Source organism: Nonomuraea pusilla (assembly GCF_900109355.1).
GTDB classification, from domain to species: Bacteria; Actinomycetota; Actinomycetes; order Streptosporangiales; family Streptosporangiaceae; genus Nonomuraea; species Nonomuraea pusilla.
Genome location: NZ_FOBF01000008.1, coordinates 292,145 through 309,814, shown reverse-complemented (window position 1 = coordinate 309,814; position 17,670 = coordinate 292,145). Strand labels below are relative to the sequence as shown.

Genomic DNA, 17,670 nt, shown 5'->3' with positions numbered 1-17,670 from the left:
CGGTGGGGGAGTGGCGGACTTATCACCGCATAGCCTGGCATAAAGGCCTAGACGGGGGCGGGCACCTGGGCGGGGGAGGGGACGGGCTGCCGGGTGCGCAGCGAGGTGACGGTCCGCAGCGTGGCGATCCAGACCAGGGTGGAGCCGAAGACGTGCAGGAGCACGAGCGCCGCGGGGACGGCGAGGAAGTACTGGGTGTAGCCGATGACGCCCTGGGCCAGCTCGACCCCGAGCAGCGCCAGGGCGGCCCGGCGGGCGGCGCGCGGCGCGTCGGTGACGTGCAGGGCGAGCAGCAGCGCGAACGTCAGCCCCACCACCAGGTAGACGACGTCGGCGTGCAGCCGCGCCACCGCCTCCATGTCGAAGTCGAAGCGCGAGGCCCGCAGGTCGCCGGAGTGCGGGCCGGTGCCGGTGACGACGACGCCCAGGACGAGGAGCACCGAGACGGCGCCGACCAGGACGTGGCCGAGCCGCCTGATGTCGCGGTGGGCGAGCCGGACGGGCGGGGCGTCGCCCTCGCCGCTGCGCGCGTACAGCATCCAGCAGGCCGCGACCAGGCCGATGGAGATCAGGAAGTGCATGCCCACGGTGAAGGGGTTGAGCGCCGTCCGCACCACGAGCCCGCCCCACAGGGCCTGCGCCAGGACGCCGGCGGGCTGGAGCCAGGCCAGGCGCACGAGCGAGACGCGGCGCGGCGCCATGCGCATGGCCGAGACCACGCACGCGACCCCGACGGCGAGCACGAGGAACGTCAGCAGCCGGTTGCCGAACTCCACCGCCATGTTGAGCATCGACGTCTCGGGGTGGGCGACGGGGACGAAGCTGTCGGGGGTGCACCGCGGCCAGGTGGGGCAGCCGAGGCCGGAGCCGGTGACGCGCACGCCCGCGCCGGTGACGGCGATGCCGGCGTTCACCACCACGGAGGCCAGGGCCCAGCCCCGCATGGACTCGGCGGTGGGCGTCCAGAACGACAGCAGGCTCCGGACGACGGGGTTGGGGTGGTCCGCGGGTACCTTCACGTCATCGATGGTACGGGCGGGACCGGCCGGTCCTTCCACGGGCTTCTCACCTCGCCGGATATGTGACATATTACTGGGGGAGGTGAGAATGTCCGACGTCATCGTGGTCGGCGCCGGCATGGTGGGCGCCGCGTGCGCCTACTACGCGGCCCGTGCCGGGCTCGACGTGACCGTCGTGGACCGCGGCCCCGTGGCCGGCGGCACGACCGGGGCCGGCGAGGGCAACGTGCTGGTGTCCGACAAGGAGCCCGGCCCCGAGCTGGAGCTCGCGCTGCTGTCCAACCGGCTCTGGCACTCGCTGGCCGAGGCCGGCGACTTCGAGTTCGAGCCGAAGGGCGGCCTGGTCGTCGCCGAGACCGAGGAGGTCCAGCGGGCACTCGTCGGGCTGGCCGGCAAACAGGGCGTGGAGCACGCCGTGGTGGCGGCGTCCGAGCTGCGCGACCTCGAACCGCACCTGGCCGAGGGGCTCGCCGGCGGCGTGCTCTACCCGCAGGACGCCCAGGTGCAGCCCATGCTGGCCGCCGCCAGGCTGCTGGAACTCGGCGCGCGCAGCTACGGCCACGGCGCGCTGCGCCTGCGCCTCGGCGTCACCGTCACCGGGTTCGTCAGGTCGGGCGACCGGGTGACCGGCGTGCGCACCTCGCAGGGCGACATCCTCGGCGGCGCCGTCGTCAACGCCTCCGGCACCTGGGGCGGCGAGGTGGCCGCCCTCGCGGGCGTGCACCTGCCGATCCTGCCCAGGCGCGGGTTCATCCTCGTCACCGAGCCGCTGCCGCCCATGATCAGGCACAAGGTCTACACGGCCGCCTACGTCACCAACGTGGCCAGCGACTCGGCCGGGCTGGAGACGTCCGCCGTGGTCGAGAGCACCCAGGCGGGCACCGTCCTCATCGGCGCCAGCAGGGAACGGGTCGGCTTCGACCGCACCACCTCGGTGCCGGTGCTCGCGCGCCTGGCCGCCCAGGCCGTCGCGCTCTTCCCCGCGCTGCGCGACGTGCGGGCCATCAGGTCGTACCACGGCTTCCGCCCGTACTGCCCCGACCACCTGCCGGTGATCGGCCCCGACCCGCGCGCGCCCGGCCTCTACCACGCCTGCGGCCACGAGGGCGCGGGCATCGGCCTCGCCCCCGCCACCGGGCACCTGATGGCCCAGCTCCTCACCGGCGCCGCCCCCGACCTCGACCCGCAACCGTTCCGCCCGGACCGCTTCCCGGAGGAGCCGCAGTGACCGAACCCTTCACCATCACCGTGGACGGCCGCCAGGTGGCCGTCACGCCGGGGCAGACGATCGGCGCGGCCCTGCACGCGGCCGGGATCCGCTCCTGGCGCTCCACCCGCTTCTGCGGGCGCCCGCGCGGCCTGTTCTGCGGCATCGGCGTGTGCTTCGACTGCCTGGTCAGCGTCAACGGGCGGCCGGCAGAGCGGGCCTGCCTGCGCGAGGCCGCGCCCGGGGACGAGGTGACCACCTCATGAGCGGCTTCCGCCACGACCTCGTCGTCGTCGGAGGGGGACCCGCCGGCGTCGCCGGCGCGCTCACCGCGGCCCTGGCCGGGCTGCGCGTGGCGCTGGTCGACTCCTCGGCCCGGCTCGGCGGCCAGTACTTCCGCCACTCCCGGGCGGCGCAGGACGCGCCCGGCGGCGCGCCCGAGCTGGACGGCTTCCTGCGGCGCGGCCGCGCCCTCGCCGAGCGCGCCGACCTGCTCCTCGGCCACCGCGTCTGGCACGTCTCCCGCGAGGACGGCGGCCTCGCCGTGCACTGCGTGACCCCGGACGAGCAGCCGCTGACCGTGCGCGGCGCCCGCCTGCTCATCGCCACCGGCGCCCACGACCGCGTCGTGCCCTTCCCCGGCTGGGACCTGCCCGGCGTGCTCACAGCGGGCGGCGCCCAGGCCCTGCTCAAGGGCAGCGGCGTCCTCGCCGGCCGGCGCGCCGTCGTGGCCGGCACCGGGCCGTTCCTGCTGCCCGTCGCCGCCGGGCTCGCCGGGGCGGGCGCCGACGTCCTCGCCGTGTACGAGGCCGCCCGCGGTCTCGGCCTGGCCAGGCACCCCGTGCTCGCCCTCGGCAAGGCCGGCGAGGCCGCCGGGTACGCCCTGGCCCTGGCCAGGCACCGGGTGCCGTACCTGACCAGGCGGGCGGTCGTCGCCGCCCACGGCGACGGCGCGCTGGAGGCGGTGACCGTCGCCAGGATCGACGCCGGCTGGAACGTCGTGGACACCCGCGTCGTCGAGTGCGACACCCTGGCCGTCGGCCACGGCTTCGTCCCGCAGATCGAGCTGGGCGTGGAGCTGGGCTGCGGCACCCGCGCCGACGCGGACGGCAGCCCCGTCCTCGTGGTGGACGCCGCCCAGCGCACCACCGTCCCCGGCGTGTGGGCCGCGGGCGAGCCCACCGGCGTGGGCGGCTGGCGGCTGGCCGAGGTGGAGGGCCGCGTCGCCGGCCACGCCGTCGCCGCCGAGCACCGTGCCTCGACGCGTGCCTCGACCCGTGCCTCGACCGGCGCTCCTGCGGTCTCCGGGGGCGGGCACGGCGCCCCGCGCGCGCTGCTCGCCCGGCGGCGCGGGATGCGCGCCTTCGCCGAGGCGCTCCAGCGCGCCTACCCCGTCGCCCCCGGCTGGCAGGGCTGGCTGCGCGACGACACGCTCGTGTGCCGGTGCGAGGAGGTGCCGGTGTCACGCGTACGCGAGGCGCAGCGGCTCGGCGCCACCGACGCGCGCTCGATCAAGCTGCTGGCCAGGCCCGGCATGGGCTGGTGCCAGGGGCGGATCTGCGGCTACGCCGTCTCCTGCCTGGCAGGGGAGGAGCCCCGGCCGCCCAAGCGGCCCATCGCGCAGCCGATCACGCTCGGCGCGCTGGCCCGCTCCACCGACGAACCGACGACCCCCAACACCCCGGATGAATGAGGAGCACGTGATGATCGAACGCGACAAGCCCTGGCGCGGCATCATGGTGGCCACCGCGCTGCCCATGCGCGAGGACCTGTCGGTTGACCTGGACGCCTACGGCGAGCACTGCCGCTGGCTGGTGGACAACGGGTGCGACGGCGTGGTGCCGAACGGCTCGCTCGGCGAGTACCAGACGCTGACCGAGCAGGAGCGGATCTCCGTCATGGAGACCGCGGTGCAGGCCGTCGGCGGCCAGAACGTGATGGCCGGCGCCGGCGCGTACGGCTCGGGCGAGTCGCGCCGCTGGGCCGAGCGGGCCCGCGACGCGGGCTGCGGCTCGATCCTCCTGCTGCCGCCGAACGCCTACCGGGCCGACGAGCGGGCCGTGATCGAGCACTACCGGGAGGTGGCCAAGGCCGGCGTGCCGATCGTCGCCTACAACAACCCGTACGACACCAAGGTGGACCTCACCCCGGCGCTGCTCGCCAAGCTGTACGAGGAGGGCCTGGTCGTCGGCGTCAAGGAGTTCACCGGCGACCCGCGGCGGGCGTACGAGATCGCCGAGCTGGCCCCCGGCCTCGACGTGCTGATCGGCTCCGACGACGCGCTGCTGGAGCTGGCCCTGGCCGGCGCCGTCGGCTGGATCGCCGGCTACCCGAACGCGCTGCCCGTCTCCAACGCCGCGCTCTACCACGCCGCGCTGGCCCACGACCTGGAGACCGCGCTGCCGCTGTACAGGAAGCTGCACCCGCTGCTGCGCTGGGACGCCAGGACCGAGTTCGTCCAGGCGATCAAGCTGTCGATGGAGATCGTCGGCCGTCCCGCCGGCCCCTGCCGCGCGCCGAGGCTGCCGCTGACCGACGAGATGGCGGCCGCGGTGCGCGCCGCCACGGAGAAGGCGCTCGCGGAGGGCCTGCGATGAGGACCCGGCGGGTCTTCCACGCCGTCGACTCGCACACGGAGGGCATGCCGACCCGCGTCATCACGGGCGGGATCGGCGTGATCCCCGGCGCGACGATGGCCGAGCGGCGCGTCCACTTCCGCGACAACCTCGACCACATCCGCACGCTGCTGATGACGGAGCCGCGCGGCCACTCCGCCATGAGCGGCGCCATCCTCCAGCCCCCGACCCGGCCCGACGCCGACTGGGGCGTGCTGTTCATCGAGGTGTCGGGGCTCCTGCCGATGTGCGGCCACGGGACGATCGGCGTGGCCACCGTCCTCGTCGAGACCGGCATGGTCGAGGTGGTCGAGCCGGTCACCACCGTGCGGCTGGAGGTGCCCGCCGGGCTGGTCGAGGCGCAGGTCGCCGTCCAGGACGGCATGGCCATGTCGGTGACGCTGCGCAACGTGCCGTCGTTCTGCGACAGGCTCGACGCGAGCGTCACCGTGCCCGGCTTCGGGGAGATCCCGTACGACCTGGCCTACGGCGGCAACTTCTACGCCATCGTCGACCTCGACAGGTACGGCCTGCCGTTCGACCGCAAGGCCAAGAACGAGATCATCGCGGCGGGCCTGGCGACGATGGAGGCGATCAACGCCGCGGACGAGCCCGTGCACCCCGAGGACGACCGCATCCGCGGCTGCCACCACGTCTACTTCGCCGCGCCGGGCTCCGACGCCCGCCACTCGCAGCACGCCATGGCGATCCACCCGGGCTGGTTCGACCGGTCGCCCTGCGGCACCGGCACGAGCGCCCGCATGGCGCAGCTCCACGCCCGCGGCGAGCTGCCGCTCGGCACGGACTTCGTCAACGAGTCGTTCATCGGCACCAGGTTCATCGGCAGGCTCCTGGAGGAGACACAGGTCGGAGGCAGGACGGCGGTCGTGCCGTCGATCACCGGGCGGGCCTGGATCACCGGCACGGCGCAGTACTTCCTCGACCCGCGCGACCCGTTCCCCGCGGGGTTCGAGCTGTGATCACCACCGTCGACTACCACACGGCCGGCGAGCCGTTCAGGATCGTGACCGGGGGCGTCCCCGACGTCCCCGGCGCGACCGTGCTGGAGCGGCGCGCCCTCCTCGGCGCCGGCGGCGCCGCCGCCGAGGACGTGGACCGGGTGCGCCGCCTGCTCTGCCACGAGCCGCGCGGCCACGCCGACATGTACGGCTGCTTCCTCGTGCCGCCCGACGACCCTGGCGCGCACCTGGGCGTGCTGTTCTGGCACAAGGACGGCTACTCCACGGCCTGCGGCCACGGCACGATCGCGCTCGGCGTCCACGCCGTGCGCGAGGGCCTGGTGCGGGCCGACCCCGACGGCGAGACGGACGTGGTCGTGGACGTGCCGTCCGGCCGGGTCACCGCCCGCGTGCGCTGCTCGGGCGGCGCGGTCAGGTCGGTGACGTTCGTCAGCGTGCCGTCGTACGTGATCGCGCGCGGCGTCCGGGCGGGCGGCGTCGAGGTGGACCTGGCCTGGGGCGGGGCGATCTACGCCAGCGTCCCGGCCGGCGCGCTCGGGCTGTCGGTCGAGCCGCGCCACCTGACCGCGCTCATCGCCCGCGCCCGCGCGATCAAGGCGGACCTGGCCGCCCATCCGGCCGCCCGCCACCCGTCCGACGAGCGGCTGTCCGGCGTGTACGGCGTGATCTTCCACGACGCGCTGCCGGACGCGGACGGCGTCACCCGCCAGCGCAACGTCACCGTGTTCGCCGACGGCGAGGTGGACCGCTCGCCGTGCGGCTCGGGCACGGCGGCGCGGCTGGCCCTGCTGCACGACGAGGGGCTGCGCGGCCCGCTCGTCCACGAGAGCGTCGTCGGCAGCGTCTTCCTGGCGCGCGTGGCCGGCGTGACCGAGGAGGGGATCGTGCCCGAGATCGAGGGCATGGCGTACCGCACCGGCAGGCACGTCTTCGAGCTCGACCCTGAGGACCCGATCGGGACGGGGTTCACGCTGCGATGAGCGCCCTTCCCTACCTCGGCGCCGCCGAGATCGAGCGCCTGGTGCCGTTCGGCCGGGCCGTGGACGTGCTGGAGGAGGCGCTGCGGGCCGGGCTCGACCCCGAGGACACCCCGCGGCGGCCCATCGTGGACGTCCCGGCCGGGCAGCTCATGCTGATGCCGGCCACGGCGGGCCGCCACGCGGGCGTCAAGGCGGTCACGATCGCGCCCGGCAACCCGGAGCGGGGGCTGCCCCGCATCCAGGGGACGTACCTGCTGTTCGACGGCGAGACGCTGGCGCCGCTCGCCGCCATGGACGGCATCGCGCTCACCTCGCTGCGCACGCCCGCCGTGTCGGCGCTCGCCGTGCGGCACCTGGCCGAGCCGGACGCCCGCCACCTGGTGGTCTTCGGCAGCGGCCCGCAGGCGTGGGGCCACGTGCTGGCCTTGCGCGAGGTGCGGCCCGTCGAGCGCGTCACCGTGGTCGCGCGCGACGCCGGGCGGGCGGAGGAGCTCGCCGGGCGCTGCCGGGACCTGGGTCTCGCGGCGGCGGCGAGGCCCGCGGGCGAGGCGGCCTGGGAGGCGGTGGCGTCGGCCGATCTGGTCGCCTGCTGCACGACCGCCCGCGAGCCGCTGTTCCCCGGTAAGCTCGCCCGCGACGGCGTCACGGTCGTCGCGGTCGGCTCCCACGAGCCGGAGGCCCGCGAGCTCGACGACGACCTCGTCGCCCGCGCCACGGTGGTCGTCGAGGCCAGGTCCGCGGCGCTGGCCGAGGCCGGCGATGTGATCATCCCGATCCGCCACGGTACGATCACCTCTGGTCATCTCGCCGGGAACCTCGCGGACCTGATAGCCGGCCGGGTGACCGCCGGCGCCGGGCCGCGCGTGTTCAAGAGCACGGGCATGGCCTGGGAGGACCTGGTGGTCGCTGCCGCCGCCTACGAGGCGTGGACCTAGCGAAGGGATGGGCCGATGGCTGCCGAGGACCGGCTCGACCTGCCGATGGTGGGCGAGCGGCAGAGCCTGCGCGAGCAGGTGGCGCACGCGCTGCGCGCCGCGCTGATCGCGGGCGAGATGCGACCGGGCGTGGTCTACTCCGCGCCCGTCCTCGCCGCGCAGTTCGGCGTCTCGGCCACGCCCGTCCGCGAGGCCATGCTCGACCTCGCCAAGGAGGGCCTGGTCGAGGCGGTGCGCAACAAGGGCTTCAGGGTGACCGAGCTGTCCGACCGCGACCTCGACGAGCTCACGGAGATCCGCCAGCTCATCGAGGTGCCCACGGTCGCGCGCATGGCCGACAGCTCGCGGGCGGAGGAGTTCGAGCGGCTGAGGCCGGTGGCCGAGGAGATCGTGGCCGCCGCCGAGCGGGGCGACCTGCTCGCGTACGTCGACGCCGACCTGCGCTTCCACGTCGAGCTGCTGGCGCTGTCGGGCAACGCCCACCTGGTCACGGTGGTGCGTGACCTGCGCAACAGGGCCAGGCTGTACGGCCTGTCGCAGCTCGCGGCGCGGGGCGCGCTGGGGGAGTCGTCCAGGGAGCATCTCGCGCTGCTCGACGCGCTCAAGCGCGGCGACGCGGAGGCGGTCCAGCGCATCATGGGCGAGCACATCGGGCACGTCAGGGGCATCTGGGCCGAGCACTGAACCTGTCCGTTATGCGGAGTTTTGTCTGATTTGAGGTACCCTGGCGGTAAGTCAGGCCTGGTCAAGCGGACGTCCGCGCTCCGCTGACCTTCGCGGGCTCGGCGCCCCGCCCACCGAACAGCCGAGCCCTCCGCCGCGCGCCCGAAGGCCCCATCCCCCGGGCGCGCGGCGGGCCCCAGGGGGCGCCGCCGGAGGGCGGGCTCAGGTCCGGCTCGCCGTCCTCGTCGAGCCCAGGCTGGCCGCCACGATGCAGGCGATGGCCACCCACTGCACGACATGCAGCACCTCGCCCAGCAGCAGCACGCCGATCAGCGCCGCCACGCCCGGCTCGACGCTCATGAGGATGCCGAAGACGTGCTTGGGCATCCGCCGCAGCGCCTGCAGCTCCAGCGAGTACGGGATCACCGACGACAGCAGCCCCACGCCGAGGCCGATGAGCAGCAGGTGCGGCTGGAGCAGGTCGGCGCCGCCGGTGACGACGCCCACGGGCGCGATCGCCAGGGCCGCCACCACCATCGCGAACGACAGCCCCGTCGTCCCCGGGAACCGGCTCCCCGCCGCGGCCGCCAGCAGGATGTAGGCCGCCCAGCACACCCCCGCCAGCAGCGCGAACGCGATGCCCAGCCAGTTCGTCGACGCCTGCCCGCCCCAGGGGGCGAGCAGCGCCACGCCGGCGCCCGCGAGCGCCACCCACAGCAGGTCGAGCCGCCGCCGCGAGGCGGCCACGGCCACGCCGAGCGGCCCCAGGAACTCGATCGCCACCGCGACGCCGAGCGGCAGGCGCGACAGCGCCTCGTAGAACGACAGGTTCATCAGCGCGAGTGTCGCGCCGAAGCCCAGGCCGACCGCCCAGTCGCGCCATGTCATGCCGCGCAGCCTCGGCCTGGCCACCGCGCCGAGGATCAGCGCGCCCGCCGCGATGCGCAGGAACACGACCGCGCTCGGCGGCAGCGTCGCGAACAGCTCCTTCGCGAATCCGGCGCCGAGCTGCACGGAGACGATGCCCAGCATGACCAGGCCGGAGGGCGGGACGGAGCCCGCGGCCGTGCGCAGCAGTCGGGCCGGTCCCGGAAGCCGGTTGCCGCCGCCGAACAGGTCATCCAACGCGAAAGCCGACATGTGGCTCCTTACATGGACACGAACAACCGTCTGAGCTTACTGGGGGGCCGTAGGTGGGGAAGGGGGCCGCCCGAAATTCTCCGCTCATCGGGTGATATGACTGGTTCCTCATGACCTCGACCGCCGCCCCCTCCGTGCTGGCCGGGCCGCCCCGCGCTCTGTCCGCGGCCTCCTTCGTCAGCAGCTTCGACCGCTTCGCGGTCAGCCCCATGCTCGTCCTCATCGCGGCCGACCTCGGCGTCCCCCTCGCCGCCGCGGTCGCCGCCGCCAGCGGCTACTACCTCGCGTACGGGCTCACCCAGCCCCTGTGGGGCGTGCTGTCGGACCGGTTCGGCCGGGTACGGGTGATGCGCGCGGCGCTGGCCGTGGCCGCCCTCGCCGGGCTCGCGTCGGCGCTCATGCCGGCCCTCGGCGCCCTCGTCGCCGCCCGGGTCGTCGCGGGCGCCTGCTTCGGCGCGGTCATCCCCACCGGCCTGACGTACGTCGGCGACACGGTGCCGCCCGACGGGCGCCAGCGCGCCCTGGCCGACCTCATGGCCGCCACCGCGCTCGGCACCGCCGTCGCCACCGGGCTCGGCGGCGTGCTCGCCGACTTCACCGACTGGCGGCTGGTGTTCACCGTTCCTGCCGCCTGCGCGCTGGCGTGCGCGCTCGCGCTGGGCCGCCTGCAGGAGCCGCCCCGCGCCCGCATGGCGGGGGTCGGCGGCCACCTGCTGGGCGTGCTGCGGCACCGGTGGGCGCTGCTCGTGTTCGCGCTCGCCTTCGGCGAGGGGGCGGTGCTGCTGGGGACGCTGCCGTACCTGGCGACCGCGCTCCAGCACGACGGCGTGACCGCGGCCGTGGCGGGCCTCGCCACCGCCGCGTACGGGATGGGGGTGTGGCTGCTGACGCGCCTGGTCAAGCGGCTCACCGGGCGCCTGCCCGCGCCCGTGCTCATCGCCGTGGGCGGCGCGCAGGTCGTCGCCGGGCACGCGCTGGTGGCCGCGCACGTCAGCCTGGCGACGGTCGCGGTGACGGCGGTGCTGTTCGGCGGCGGCTGGTCGTTCATGCACTCGTCGCTGCAGACGTGGGCCACCTCCGTGGCGCCGGAGGCGAGGGGGACCGCCGTGGCCTTCTTCGCCGCGGCGCTGTTCGTGGGCAGCGCCGCCGCCTCCTGGGCGGCCGGTCCGCTCGCCCAGGACGGCAGGTACGGGCTGCTGTTCGGCCTGGCGGCGGCCGTGGCCGCGCCGCTCGTCGCGGTGGCCGCACTCGGCAGGCGCCGCTACGGCGCCCTGGACCGCGCCTGACGCGCGCGCCCGCCGGTCAGAGGCGGCCGGTCACCCGCCGGCCCTCGACCTCCAACCTCCGGCCCCCGACCTCGGGCGGCCGGTCACTCCCAGCGGAACGTCCGCGAGACCAGCCCCAGCGACAGCACCGCCCAGGCGGCCAGCACGGCCAGCGGCATCAGGGGCACCGCCGCGCCCTCCACCAGCACCGCGCGCAGCCCGCCGGTGAGCGCCGAGATCGGCAGCACCTCCAGCACCTGCCGCGCCCCCGCGGGGAACTTCGTCAGCGGGAAGATCACGCCGCCCGCGCCCAGCAGCACCAGGTAGACGAGGTTGGCGCCGGCGAGCGTGGCCTCGGCCCGCAGCGTGCCCGCCATGAGCAGGCCGAGCCCGCTGAAGGCGGCCGTGCCGAGCAGCAGGAGCAGCGCCACGGCCAGGAACGACCCGTGGGGACGCCAGCCCAGCGCGAGCCCCACGCACACCACCACGACCGCCTGGAGCGCCTCGACGGCCACCACGGCGGCGGTCTTGGCCAGCATGAGCCCCGCCCGTGACAGCGGCGTCGCGCCGAGCCGCTTGAGCACGCCGTACCTGCGCTCGAAGCCGGTGGCGATGGCCTGGCCGGTGAACGCCGTGGACATCACCGCGAGCGCCAGCACGCCCGGCACCAGGAAGTCGACCCGCCGGCCGCCGCCGACGTCGACGAGCGGCGCCAGCGAGAACCCGACGAGCAGCAGGATCGGGATGATCAGCGTGAGCAGGAGCTGCTCGCCGTTGCGCAGGGTGGCCCGGATCTCGGCGCCGGCCTGAGCCGCCACCATGCGGGGGAACGGCGCCGCGCCGGGCGCCGGGGTGAGGTCGAGCGGGGTGGCGGCGGCTGTCATCGCAGCTCCCTGCCGGTCAGCTCCAAGAAGACGTCCTCCAGCGTGCGGCGTTCGATGCGCAGGTCGTCGGCCATGACGCCCTCGGCGGCGCACCAGGCCGTGACGGTGGCGAGCAGCTCGGGACCCACCTGGCCCTCGATGATGTAGTGGCCGGACGGCGACTCCTTGGCCGCGCTCCCCGACGGCAGCGCGTTGAGCAGCTCCTCCAGCCCCAGCCCCGGCCTGGCCCTGAACCTGAGCTGCCGTTCGGCCCCGGTGAGCGTGGCCGGGGTGCCCTCGGCCACCACCTTGCCCCTGTCGATGATGACGACGTGGTCGGCCAGCCGCTCGGCCTCCTCCATGTGGTGGGTGGTCAGCACCACGGAGACGCCGGCCGCGCGCAGCTCGGCGACGAGGTCCCAGCAGGCGTGCCTGGCCTGCGGGTCGAGACCGGCCGTGGGCTCGTCGAGGAAGACCAGCTCGGGCCGGCCGACGACGGCCGCCGCCAGCGACAGCCGCTGCTGCTGCCCGCCCGACATGCGGCGGTACGGGGTGCGCGCGTGCTCGGTGAGCCCGAGCCTGCCGAGCAGCGCCTCCGGGTCGAGCGGGCGGGCGTAGAAGCGGGAGACCAGGCGCAGCCACTCGCCGCAGCGCGCCGCGGGCGGGACGCCGCCGGCCTGGAGCATGACGCCGACCCTGGCGCGCAGCTCGGGCGCGTCGGGCGGCAGCCCGAGCACGCGGACGACGCCGCCGTCGGCCTTGCGGAACCCCTCGCAGATCTCGACGGTGGACGTCTTGCCCGCGCCGTTGGGGCCGAGAACGGCCGTGACCTCACCCCGCTCGGCGCGGAACGTCAGCCCGTCGACGGCGGTCGCGCCGCCGTAGCGCTTGACCAGGTCGAGGATCTCGACGGCCGGGGACTCCATGGCCACGAGTCTAGGGACTGCCCGGCGCGCTCCGGCCCGCAGCCCAGGCTTCGGAGGGTGTGCCTCGCCCCCGCTGCCGGTTGAGTTTTCGCGAAATGTCGGATAATCGGGAATTCAGAGGACCGGTCGTGCGTTCGGTCCCCTCGGCCCCTCGTAGGGCCGCCGGTCTTACGAGGAAGAGGGGTACGCGCATGTCCGTGGCAGAAGCGGTGTCGGAGGCCGGTGCGGAGGGAAGCCGGCAGAAGACCCGCCGCGGACTCCTCCTCGTCATCCTCGGCGCGCTCTCGGCGATCGGCCCGCTGTCCATCGACATGTACCTGCCCGCGCTGCCCGCCATCACCGGCGAGATGCTCAGCGCGCCCGCTCAGGTCCAGCTCACGCTCACCGCCTGCCTCATCGGCGTCTCGGCCGGGCAGGTGATCGCCGGCCCGGTCAGCGACGTGCGCGGGCGGCGCGTCCCGCTCGTCGTCGGGGTGGCCGGCTTCATGGTCGCCTCGCTGCTGTGCGCCCTCGCCCCGTCGGTGCCCGTGCTCATCGCCCTGCGCCTGCTCCAGGGCCTGCTCGGCGGCGCCGCCCTGGTGATCGTGCGGGCGGTCGTCCGCGACCTGTACGACGGCGCCGCCATCGCCCGCATCTTCGCCACCCTCATGCTGGTCAGCGGCCTGGCCCCGATCCTCGCCCCGATCGCGGGCGCCCAGCTGCTGTCGTTCACCTCCTGGCGCGGCGTCTTCGTCGCCCTCGGCCTGGCCGGGCTCGTGCTGCTGGTGGCCGTCCTGCTCGGCGTGCGCGAGACGCTGCCCGCCGAACGGCGCGAGAGCGGCGGCCTGGCCCACACCGCCCGCACGTTCTGGAGGCTGCTGCGCGACCGCGCGTTCATGGGCTGCGCGCTCACCAGCGGGCTCGCCTTCGCCGCCATGTTCGGCTACATCTCCGGCTCGCCGTTCGTGCTCCAGGAGGTCTACGGCGCCACGCCCCAGCAGTACTCCCTCATCTTCGGGCTCAACGCGTTCGCGCTGACCGCGACGGCGCAGCTCGGCGGCAGGCTGTCGGGCCGGGTGGAGCCGGCGCGCCTGGTCGCCGCCGGCCTGGTCGTGACCGTGGCGGGCGCGGCGCTGCTGCTCACGGCGGCGCTGTCGGGTCTGGGCCTGGCCGCGATCGTGGCCGGGCTGTTCGTCATCATGCTGGGCCAGGGCCTGGTGCTGCCCGGCACGGGGGCCCTGGCGCTCGCCGGGCAGCCCCAGCAGGTCGCGGGCAGCGCCTCGGCCCTGCTCGGCGTGCTGCAGTTCGCGCTCGGGGCGCTGTCGGCCCCGCTGGTGGGCCTGGCCGGCGCCGGCACGGCGGTGCCCATGGCCGTCGTGATGACGGTGCTCCTCGCCGGGGCGTCCGCCACCTTCGTCTTCCTGCGGAACCGCCCCGTGGCCGAGGCGGCCGTTAGGTAAGCCTTACCTGCGTGAGAAATTCCATTCCCGGCCTGCTCCGATCCGTTTGTGAACCGGGAAGGAATTACGGCACACTGATGTTGTGAAAAACGTGCCCACGATGGAGCCCGGCAGCGAGCGCGGCACCCGCGCGCGCGTCGCCAGGCTGATTTTGGAGCACGGTCCCGTCGCCGCGGCCGCGCTCGGCGAACGGCTCGGGCTCACCCCCGCCGCCGTCCGGCGCCACCTCGACGCGCTGCTGGCCGACGGGATGATCGAGCCCCGCACGGTGCGGCCGCGCGGGCAGCGCGGGCGAGGGCGGCCGGCCAAGCTGTTCGCCATCACCGACGCGGGGCGCAGTGCCTTCGAGCACGCCTATGACGACCTCGCCGGGAGCGCCCTGCGCTACCTGGCCGAACGCATGGGGGAAGAAGCCGTGGCCGACTTCGCCCGCACGCAGGTGTCGAGCCTGCTGCGGCGGCTGGAGCCGGCCATGCGGACGGTGCCGGCCGACCAGCGCGTACAGGTGCTGGCGCAGGCGCTGTCGGCGGAGGGGTACGCCGCCTCGGCCAGCAAGGCCAAGTCAGGCGGCGACCAGCTCTGCCAGCACCACTGCCCGGTGGCCCACGCGGCCGCGGAGTTCCCGCAGCTGTGCGAGGCCGAGACGGAGGCGTTCGCGCAGCTGCTCGGCACACCGGTGCAGCGCCTGGCCACGATCGCCCACGGCGACGGGGTCTGCACGACGCACGTGAGCCCGCAGACGCTGGGCGAATCCGCACAGAGAGACAAGAGCAAGGAGACCGGAAGGTGACTGTCACCGACCGCCCGGAGCTGGAAGGCCTCGGGAATTACAAGTTCGGCTGGGCCGACCCGGATGCCGCGGGCGCGGCGGCCAAGCGAGGCCTGTCCGAGGAGGTCGTCCGCAACATCTCCGCGCTCAAGAACGAGCCGGAGTGGATGCTCGACCTTCGCCTGAAGGGGCTCCGCCTGTTCCACAAGAAGCCGCTGCCCACCTGGGGTTCCGACCTCACCGGCATCGACTTCGACAACATCAAGTACTTCGTGCGCTCCACCGAGAAGCAGGCCGCCTCCTGGGACGAGCTGCCCGCCGACATCAAGAACACCTACGACAAGCTCGGCATCCCCGAGGCCGAGAAGCAGCGCCTCATCGCGGGCGTCGCCGCCCAGTACGAGTCCGAGGTCGTCTACCACAAGATCCGTGAGGACCTCGAGGAGAAGGGCGTCATCTTCGTCGACACCGACACCGGCCTGCGCGAGCACGAGGACATCTTCAAGGAGTACTTCGGCTCGGTCATCCCGGTCGGCGACAACAAGTTCGCCGCGCTCAACACCGCCGTGTGGTCGGGCGGCTCGTTCATCTACGTGCCCCCGAACGTCGAGGTCGAGATCCCGCTGCAGGCCTACTTCCGGATCAACACCGAGAACATGGGCCAGTTCGAGCGCACCCTGATCATCGTGGACGAGAACTCCTACGTCCACTACGTCGAGGGCTGCACCGCGCCGATCTACTCCTCCGACTCGCTGCACTCGGCGGTCGTCGAGATCATCGTGAAGAAGAACGCCCGCTGCCGGTACACGACCATCCAGAACTGGTCGAACAACGTCTACAACCTGGTCACCAAGCGCGCCGTGGCGTACGAGGGCGCGACCATGGAGTGGATCGACGGCAACATCGGCTCCAAGGTCACGATGAAGTACCCGGCCGTCTACCTCATGGGCGAGCACGCCAAGGGCGAGACGCTGAGCGTCGCGTTCGCGGGGGAGGGCCAGCACCAGGACGCCGGCTCCAAGATGGTGCACCTGGCGCCGAACACCAGCTCCACCGTCATCTCCAAGTCGGTGGCGCGCGGCGGCGGCCGCACCTCCTACCGCGGTCTCGTCCAGATCGAGGAGGGCGCCCACGGCAGCGCCAGCACCGTCAAGTGCGACGCGCTCCTCGTCGACCAGATCAGCCGCTCCGACACCTACCCGTACGTCGACGTCCGCGAGGACGACGTGTCGATGGGCCACGAGGCCACGGTCTCCAAGGTCAGCGAGGACCAGCTGTTCTACCTCATGAGCCGCGGCCTCGGCGAGGACGAGGCGATGGCCATGATCGTGCGCGGCTTCGTCGAGCCGATCGCGCGCGAGCTGCCCATGGAGTACGCGCTCGAGCTGAACCGGCTGATCGAGCTGCAGATGGAAGGAGCCGTCGGCTGATGGGCCTGAACGAGAAGCCCCTGTCGACCCTGCACGAGAAGGCGTCGTACGACCTGGCCGACTTCGAGGTGCCGAACGGCCGCGAGGAGGCGTGGCGCTTCACGCCGCTGTCGCGGCTGAAGGGCCTGCACAACGGCAAGGCCGCCCCCGGCGGCCAGGTCGCCGTGCACGTCCGCGCGCCCGAGGGCGTGCAGGCCGAGTGGGTCGGCCGCGACGACTCCCGCGTCGGCGCGGCGTACGTGCCGGCCGACCGCGTGAGCGCGCAGGCCTACGCCTCCTTCGACAAGGCGCTCGTCGTCAGCGTGCCCAAGGAGGCCGAGCTCTCCGAGGCGATCTGGATCGACGTCAAGGGCAACGGCGGCGAGGGCGCCGCCTACGGCCACGTCGTGGTCGAGGTGGGCCCCATGGCCCAGGCCACGCTGGTGATCGAGCACTCCGGCAGCGCGGTCTACGCCGACAACGTCGAGTTCGTCGTCGGCGAGGGCGCCACGCTCAAGGTCGTCAGCCTGCAGGAGTGGGACGACGACGCCGTCCACGTCTCGCACCACCACGCGCGCCTGGCCAAGGACGCCACCTTCCGCGGCTTCGTCGTGACGCTCGGCGGCGACCTGGTGCGCCTGTCGCCCAGCGTGGCCTACACCGCGCCGGGCGGCGACGCCGACCTGTCGGGCGTCTACTTCGTCGACGCCGGCCAGCACCTGGAGCACCGCCTCCTGGTCGACCACTCGCAGCCCAACTGCAGGAGCAACGTCGACTACCGCGGCGCGCTCCAGGGCGAGGCCGCGCACGCGGTCTGGATCGGCGACGTCGTCATCAGGGCCGAGGCCGAGGGCACCGACACCTACGAGCTCAACCGCAACCTGATCCTCACCGACGGCGCCCGCGCCGACTCGGTGCCGAACCTGGAGATCCTCACCGGCGAGGTCGCGGGCGCGGGGCACGCCTCCGCCTCCGGCCGCCTCGACGACGAGCACATCTTCTACCTGCAGGCCCGCGGCATCCCGTACGAGGAGGCGCGCCGCCTGGTGGTCCGGGGCTTCCTGGGCCAGCTCGTGGAGAAGATCGAGGTCGAGGAGATCCGCGAGCGCGTGCTCGCCGCGGTGGAGGCGGAGCTCTCCCGATGAGTTTCGAGAAGGTCTGCACGCTGGGCGACATCCCCGACGGGGGCGTCCTCGGCGTCGAGGTGGGCGAGACCCCCGTGGCGCTGGTGCGCCAGGGCGGCGAGGTGTTCGCCCTGCACGACGTCTGCTCCCACGCCGAGGTGAAGCTCAGCGAGGGCGAGGTGTACGACGGCACCCTGGAGTGCTGGCTGCACGGCTCGTGCTTCGACATCCGGTCCGGCAAGCCGACCGGCCCGCCCGCCACCAAGCCCGTGAACGTCTACACAGTCAAGATCGACGGCGATGACGTCCTCGTCTCGCTCTCGAAGGAGTCATAAA

At 74.0% G+C, this 17,670-nt stretch carries 18 protein-coding genes; 14 read left to right on the top strand and 4 right to left on the bottom strand.

Translation table 11 applies throughout. The features are described 5' to 3' along the window. Positions 1 to 47 precede the first annotated feature (47 nt). Entirely contained in the window at positions 48 to 1,019 is a 972-nt protein-coding gene (locus BMX74_RS19500; protein ID WP_055500936.1) for a COX15/CtaA family protein, read from the bottom strand. An 88-nt stretch (positions 1,020 to 1,107) separates the two neighbouring features. Here BMX74_RS19500 and BMX74_RS19495 point away from each other — a divergent pair, with 88 nt between their 5' ends. From BMX74_RS19495 to BMX74_RS19460, 8 genes are read left to right on the top strand one after another with little or no spacing between them, the layout of a single operon-like run. Beyond that, positions 1,108 to 2,247, top strand: coding sequence for an NAD(P)/FAD-dependent oxidoreductase (locus tag BMX74_RS19495; protein WP_055500937.1), 1,140 nt, complete (start codon positions 1,108 to 1,110; stop codon positions 2,245 to 2,247). Then, on the top strand, positions 2,244 to 2,492 hold the full coding sequence (locus tag BMX74_RS19490) for a (2Fe-2S)-binding protein (protein ID WP_055500938.1): 249 nt from the start codon (positions 2,244 to 2,246) through the stop codon (positions 2,490 to 2,492). The genes BMX74_RS19495 and BMX74_RS19490 overlap by 4 nt, the downstream gene beginning before the upstream one ends. Beyond that, positions 2,489 to 3,919 carry an FAD-dependent oxidoreductase gene (locus BMX74_RS19485; RefSeq protein ID WP_091101941.1) on the top strand — a complete coding sequence of 477 codons (1,431 nt, stop codon included), beginning with the start codon at positions 2,489 to 2,491 and terminating at the stop codon, positions 3,917 to 3,919. The genes BMX74_RS19490 and BMX74_RS19485 overlap by 4 nt, the downstream gene beginning before the upstream one ends. 10 nt (positions 3,920 to 3,929) lie before the next feature. Then, positions 3,930 to 4,823, top strand: a complete 894-nt coding sequence (locus BMX74_RS19480) for a dihydrodipicolinate synthase family protein (protein ID WP_055503715.1) — start codon at positions 3,930 to 3,932, stop codon at positions 4,821 to 4,823. Then, a complete protein-coding gene (locus tag BMX74_RS19475; protein WP_091101940.1) occupies positions 4,820 to 5,821 on the top strand; it encodes a proline racemase family protein in 1,002 nt (333 codons plus the stop codon). The genes BMX74_RS19480 and BMX74_RS19475 overlap by 4 nt, the downstream gene beginning before the upstream one ends. Next, positions 5,818 to 6,801, top strand: coding sequence for a proline racemase family protein (locus tag BMX74_RS19470; RefSeq protein WP_055500941.1), 984 nt, complete (start codon positions 5,818 to 5,820; stop codon positions 6,799 to 6,801). The genes BMX74_RS19475 and BMX74_RS19470 overlap by 4 nt, the downstream gene beginning before the upstream one ends. After that, entirely contained in the window at positions 6,798 to 7,736 is a 939-nt protein-coding gene (locus BMX74_RS19465) for an ornithine cyclodeaminase family protein (protein WP_055500942.1), read from the top strand. Before BMX74_RS19470 ends, BMX74_RS19465 begins: the two co-directional genes overlap by 4 nt. A gap of 15 nt (positions 7,737 to 7,751) precedes the next feature. Next, positions 7,752 to 8,420, top strand: a complete 669-nt coding sequence (locus BMX74_RS19460) for a GntR family transcriptional regulator (RefSeq protein ID WP_055500943.1) — start codon at positions 7,752 to 7,754, stop codon at positions 8,418 to 8,420. A gap of 201 nt (positions 8,421 to 8,621) precedes the next feature. Here the strand turns inward: BMX74_RS19460 and BMX74_RS19455 are convergent, their stop codons facing one another. Further along, positions 8,622 to 9,539 (bottom strand): EamA family transporter, encoded by a 918-nt coding sequence (locus BMX74_RS19455; protein ID WP_055500944.1) that lies wholly within the window; start codon positions 9,537 to 9,539, stop codon positions 8,622 to 8,624. A gap of 110 nt (positions 9,540 to 9,649) precedes the next feature. Here BMX74_RS19455 and BMX74_RS19450 point away from each other — a divergent pair, with 110 nt between their 5' ends. Further along, positions 9,650 to 10,825, top strand: coding sequence for an MFS transporter (locus BMX74_RS19450; RefSeq protein WP_055500945.1), 1,176 nt, complete (start codon positions 9,650 to 9,652; stop codon positions 10,823 to 10,825). An 83-nt stretch (positions 10,826 to 10,908) separates the two neighbouring features. On the opposite strand, the gene BMX74_RS19445 is transcribed toward BMX74_RS19450, so the two are convergent. Both BMX74_RS19445 and BMX74_RS19440 read right to left on the bottom strand, forming a co-directional pair. Next, positions 10,909 to 11,688 (bottom strand): ABC transporter permease, encoded by a 780-nt coding sequence (locus BMX74_RS19445; protein ID WP_091101937.1) that lies wholly within the window; start codon positions 11,686 to 11,688, stop codon positions 10,909 to 10,911. Then, positions 11,685 to 12,593 carry an ABC transporter ATP-binding protein gene (locus tag BMX74_RS19440; protein ID WP_055500947.1) on the bottom strand — a complete coding sequence of 303 codons (909 nt, stop codon included), beginning with the start codon at positions 12,591 to 12,593 and terminating at the stop codon, positions 11,685 to 11,687. Before BMX74_RS19440 ends, BMX74_RS19445 begins: the two co-directional genes overlap by 4 nt. Positions 12,594 to 12,784: 191 nt before the next feature. Here BMX74_RS19440 and BMX74_RS19435 point away from each other — a divergent pair, with 191 nt between their 5' ends. The 5 genes from BMX74_RS19435 (at position 12,785) to BMX74_RS19415 (ending at position 17,669) form a co-directional block, all read left to right on the top strand. Then, entirely contained in the window at positions 12,785 to 14,032 is a 1,248-nt protein-coding gene (locus BMX74_RS19435) for a multidrug effflux MFS transporter (RefSeq protein WP_091101935.1), read from the top strand. A gap of 100 nt (positions 14,033 to 14,132) precedes the next feature. After that, positions 14,133 to 14,822: a helix-turn-helix transcriptional regulator gene (locus tag BMX74_RS19430; protein WP_201784531.1), complete on the top strand. Its 690-nt coding sequence runs from the start codon at positions 14,133 to 14,135 to the stop codon at positions 14,820 to 14,822. Then, entirely contained in the window at positions 14,819 to 16,231 is a 1,413-nt protein-coding gene (gene sufB, locus BMX74_RS19425) for a Fe-S cluster assembly protein SufB (RefSeq protein WP_055500950.1), read from the top strand. The genes BMX74_RS19430 and sufB overlap by 4 nt, the downstream gene beginning before the upstream one ends. Then, positions 16,231 to 17,355, top strand: a complete 1,125-nt coding sequence (gene sufD / locus BMX74_RS19420; protein ID WP_055500951.1) for a Fe-S cluster assembly protein SufD — start codon at positions 16,231 to 16,233, stop codon at positions 17,353 to 17,355. Before sufB ends, sufD begins: the two co-directional genes overlap by 1 nt. Then, a complete protein-coding gene (locus tag BMX74_RS19415) occupies positions 17,352 to 17,669 on the top strand; it encodes a non-heme iron oxygenase ferredoxin subunit (RefSeq protein WP_055500952.1) in 318 nt (105 codons plus the stop codon). The genes sufD and BMX74_RS19415 overlap by 4 nt, the downstream gene beginning before the upstream one ends. The last annotated feature ends 1 nt before the right edge of the window (position 17,670 follow it).

What these genes read in the sequence shown, in the direction of transcription:
- BMX74_RS19485 (WP_091101941.1), top strand. Translation starts at nt 2,489, where the DNA reads ATGAGCGGCTTCCGCCACGACCTCGTCGTCGTCGGAGGGGGACCCGCC.
- BMX74_RS19475 (WP_091101940.1), top strand. Translation starts at nt 4,820, where the DNA reads ATGAGGACCCGGCGGGTCTTCCACGCCGTCGACTCGCACACGGAGGGC.
- BMX74_RS19430 (WP_201784531.1), top strand. Translation starts at nt 14,133, where the DNA reads ATGGAGCCCGGCAGCGAGCGCGGCACCCGCGCGCGCGTCGCCAGGCTG.
- BMX74_RS19435 (WP_091101935.1), top strand. Translation starts at nt 12,785, where the DNA reads ATGTCCGTGGCAGAAGCGGTGTCGGAGGCCGGTGCGGAGGGAAGCCGG.
- BMX74_RS19450 (WP_055500945.1), top strand. Translation starts at nt 9,650, where the DNA reads ATGACCTCGACCGCCGCCCCCTCCGTGCTGGCCGGGCCGCCCCGCGCT.
- BMX74_RS19480 (WP_055503715.1), top strand. Translation starts at nt 3,930, where the DNA reads ATGATCGAACGCGACAAGCCCTGGCGCGGCATCATGGTGGCCACCGCG.
- BMX74_RS19445 (WP_091101937.1), bottom strand. Translation starts at nt 11,688, where the DNA reads ATGACAGCCGCCGCCACCCCGCTCGACCTCACCCCGGCGCCCGGCGCG.
- BMX74_RS19495 (WP_055500937.1), top strand. Translation starts at nt 1,108, where the DNA reads ATGTCCGACGTCATCGTGGTCGGCGCCGGCATGGTGGGCGCCGCGTGC.
- BMX74_RS19415 (WP_055500952.1), top strand. Translation starts at nt 17,352, where the DNA reads ATGAGTTTCGAGAAGGTCTGCACGCTGGGCGACATCCCCGACGGGGGC.
- BMX74_RS19440 (WP_055500947.1), bottom strand. Translation starts at nt 12,593, where the DNA reads ATGGAGTCCCCGGCCGTCGAGATCCTCGACCTGGTCAAGCGCTACGGC.
- BMX74_RS19465 (WP_055500942.1), top strand. Translation starts at nt 6,798, where the DNA reads ATGAGCGCCCTTCCCTACCTCGGCGCCGCCGAGATCGAGCGCCTGGTG.
- BMX74_RS19455 (WP_055500944.1), bottom strand. Translation starts at nt 9,539, where the DNA reads ATGTCGGCTTTCGCGTTGGATGACCTGTTCGGCGGCGGCAACCGGCTT.
- sufD (WP_055500951.1), top strand. Translation starts at nt 16,231, where the DNA reads ATGGGCCTGAACGAGAAGCCCCTGTCGACCCTGCACGAGAAGGCGTCG.
- BMX74_RS19460 (WP_055500943.1), top strand. Translation starts at nt 7,752, where the DNA reads ATGGCTGCCGAGGACCGGCTCGACCTGCCGATGGTGGGCGAGCGGCAG.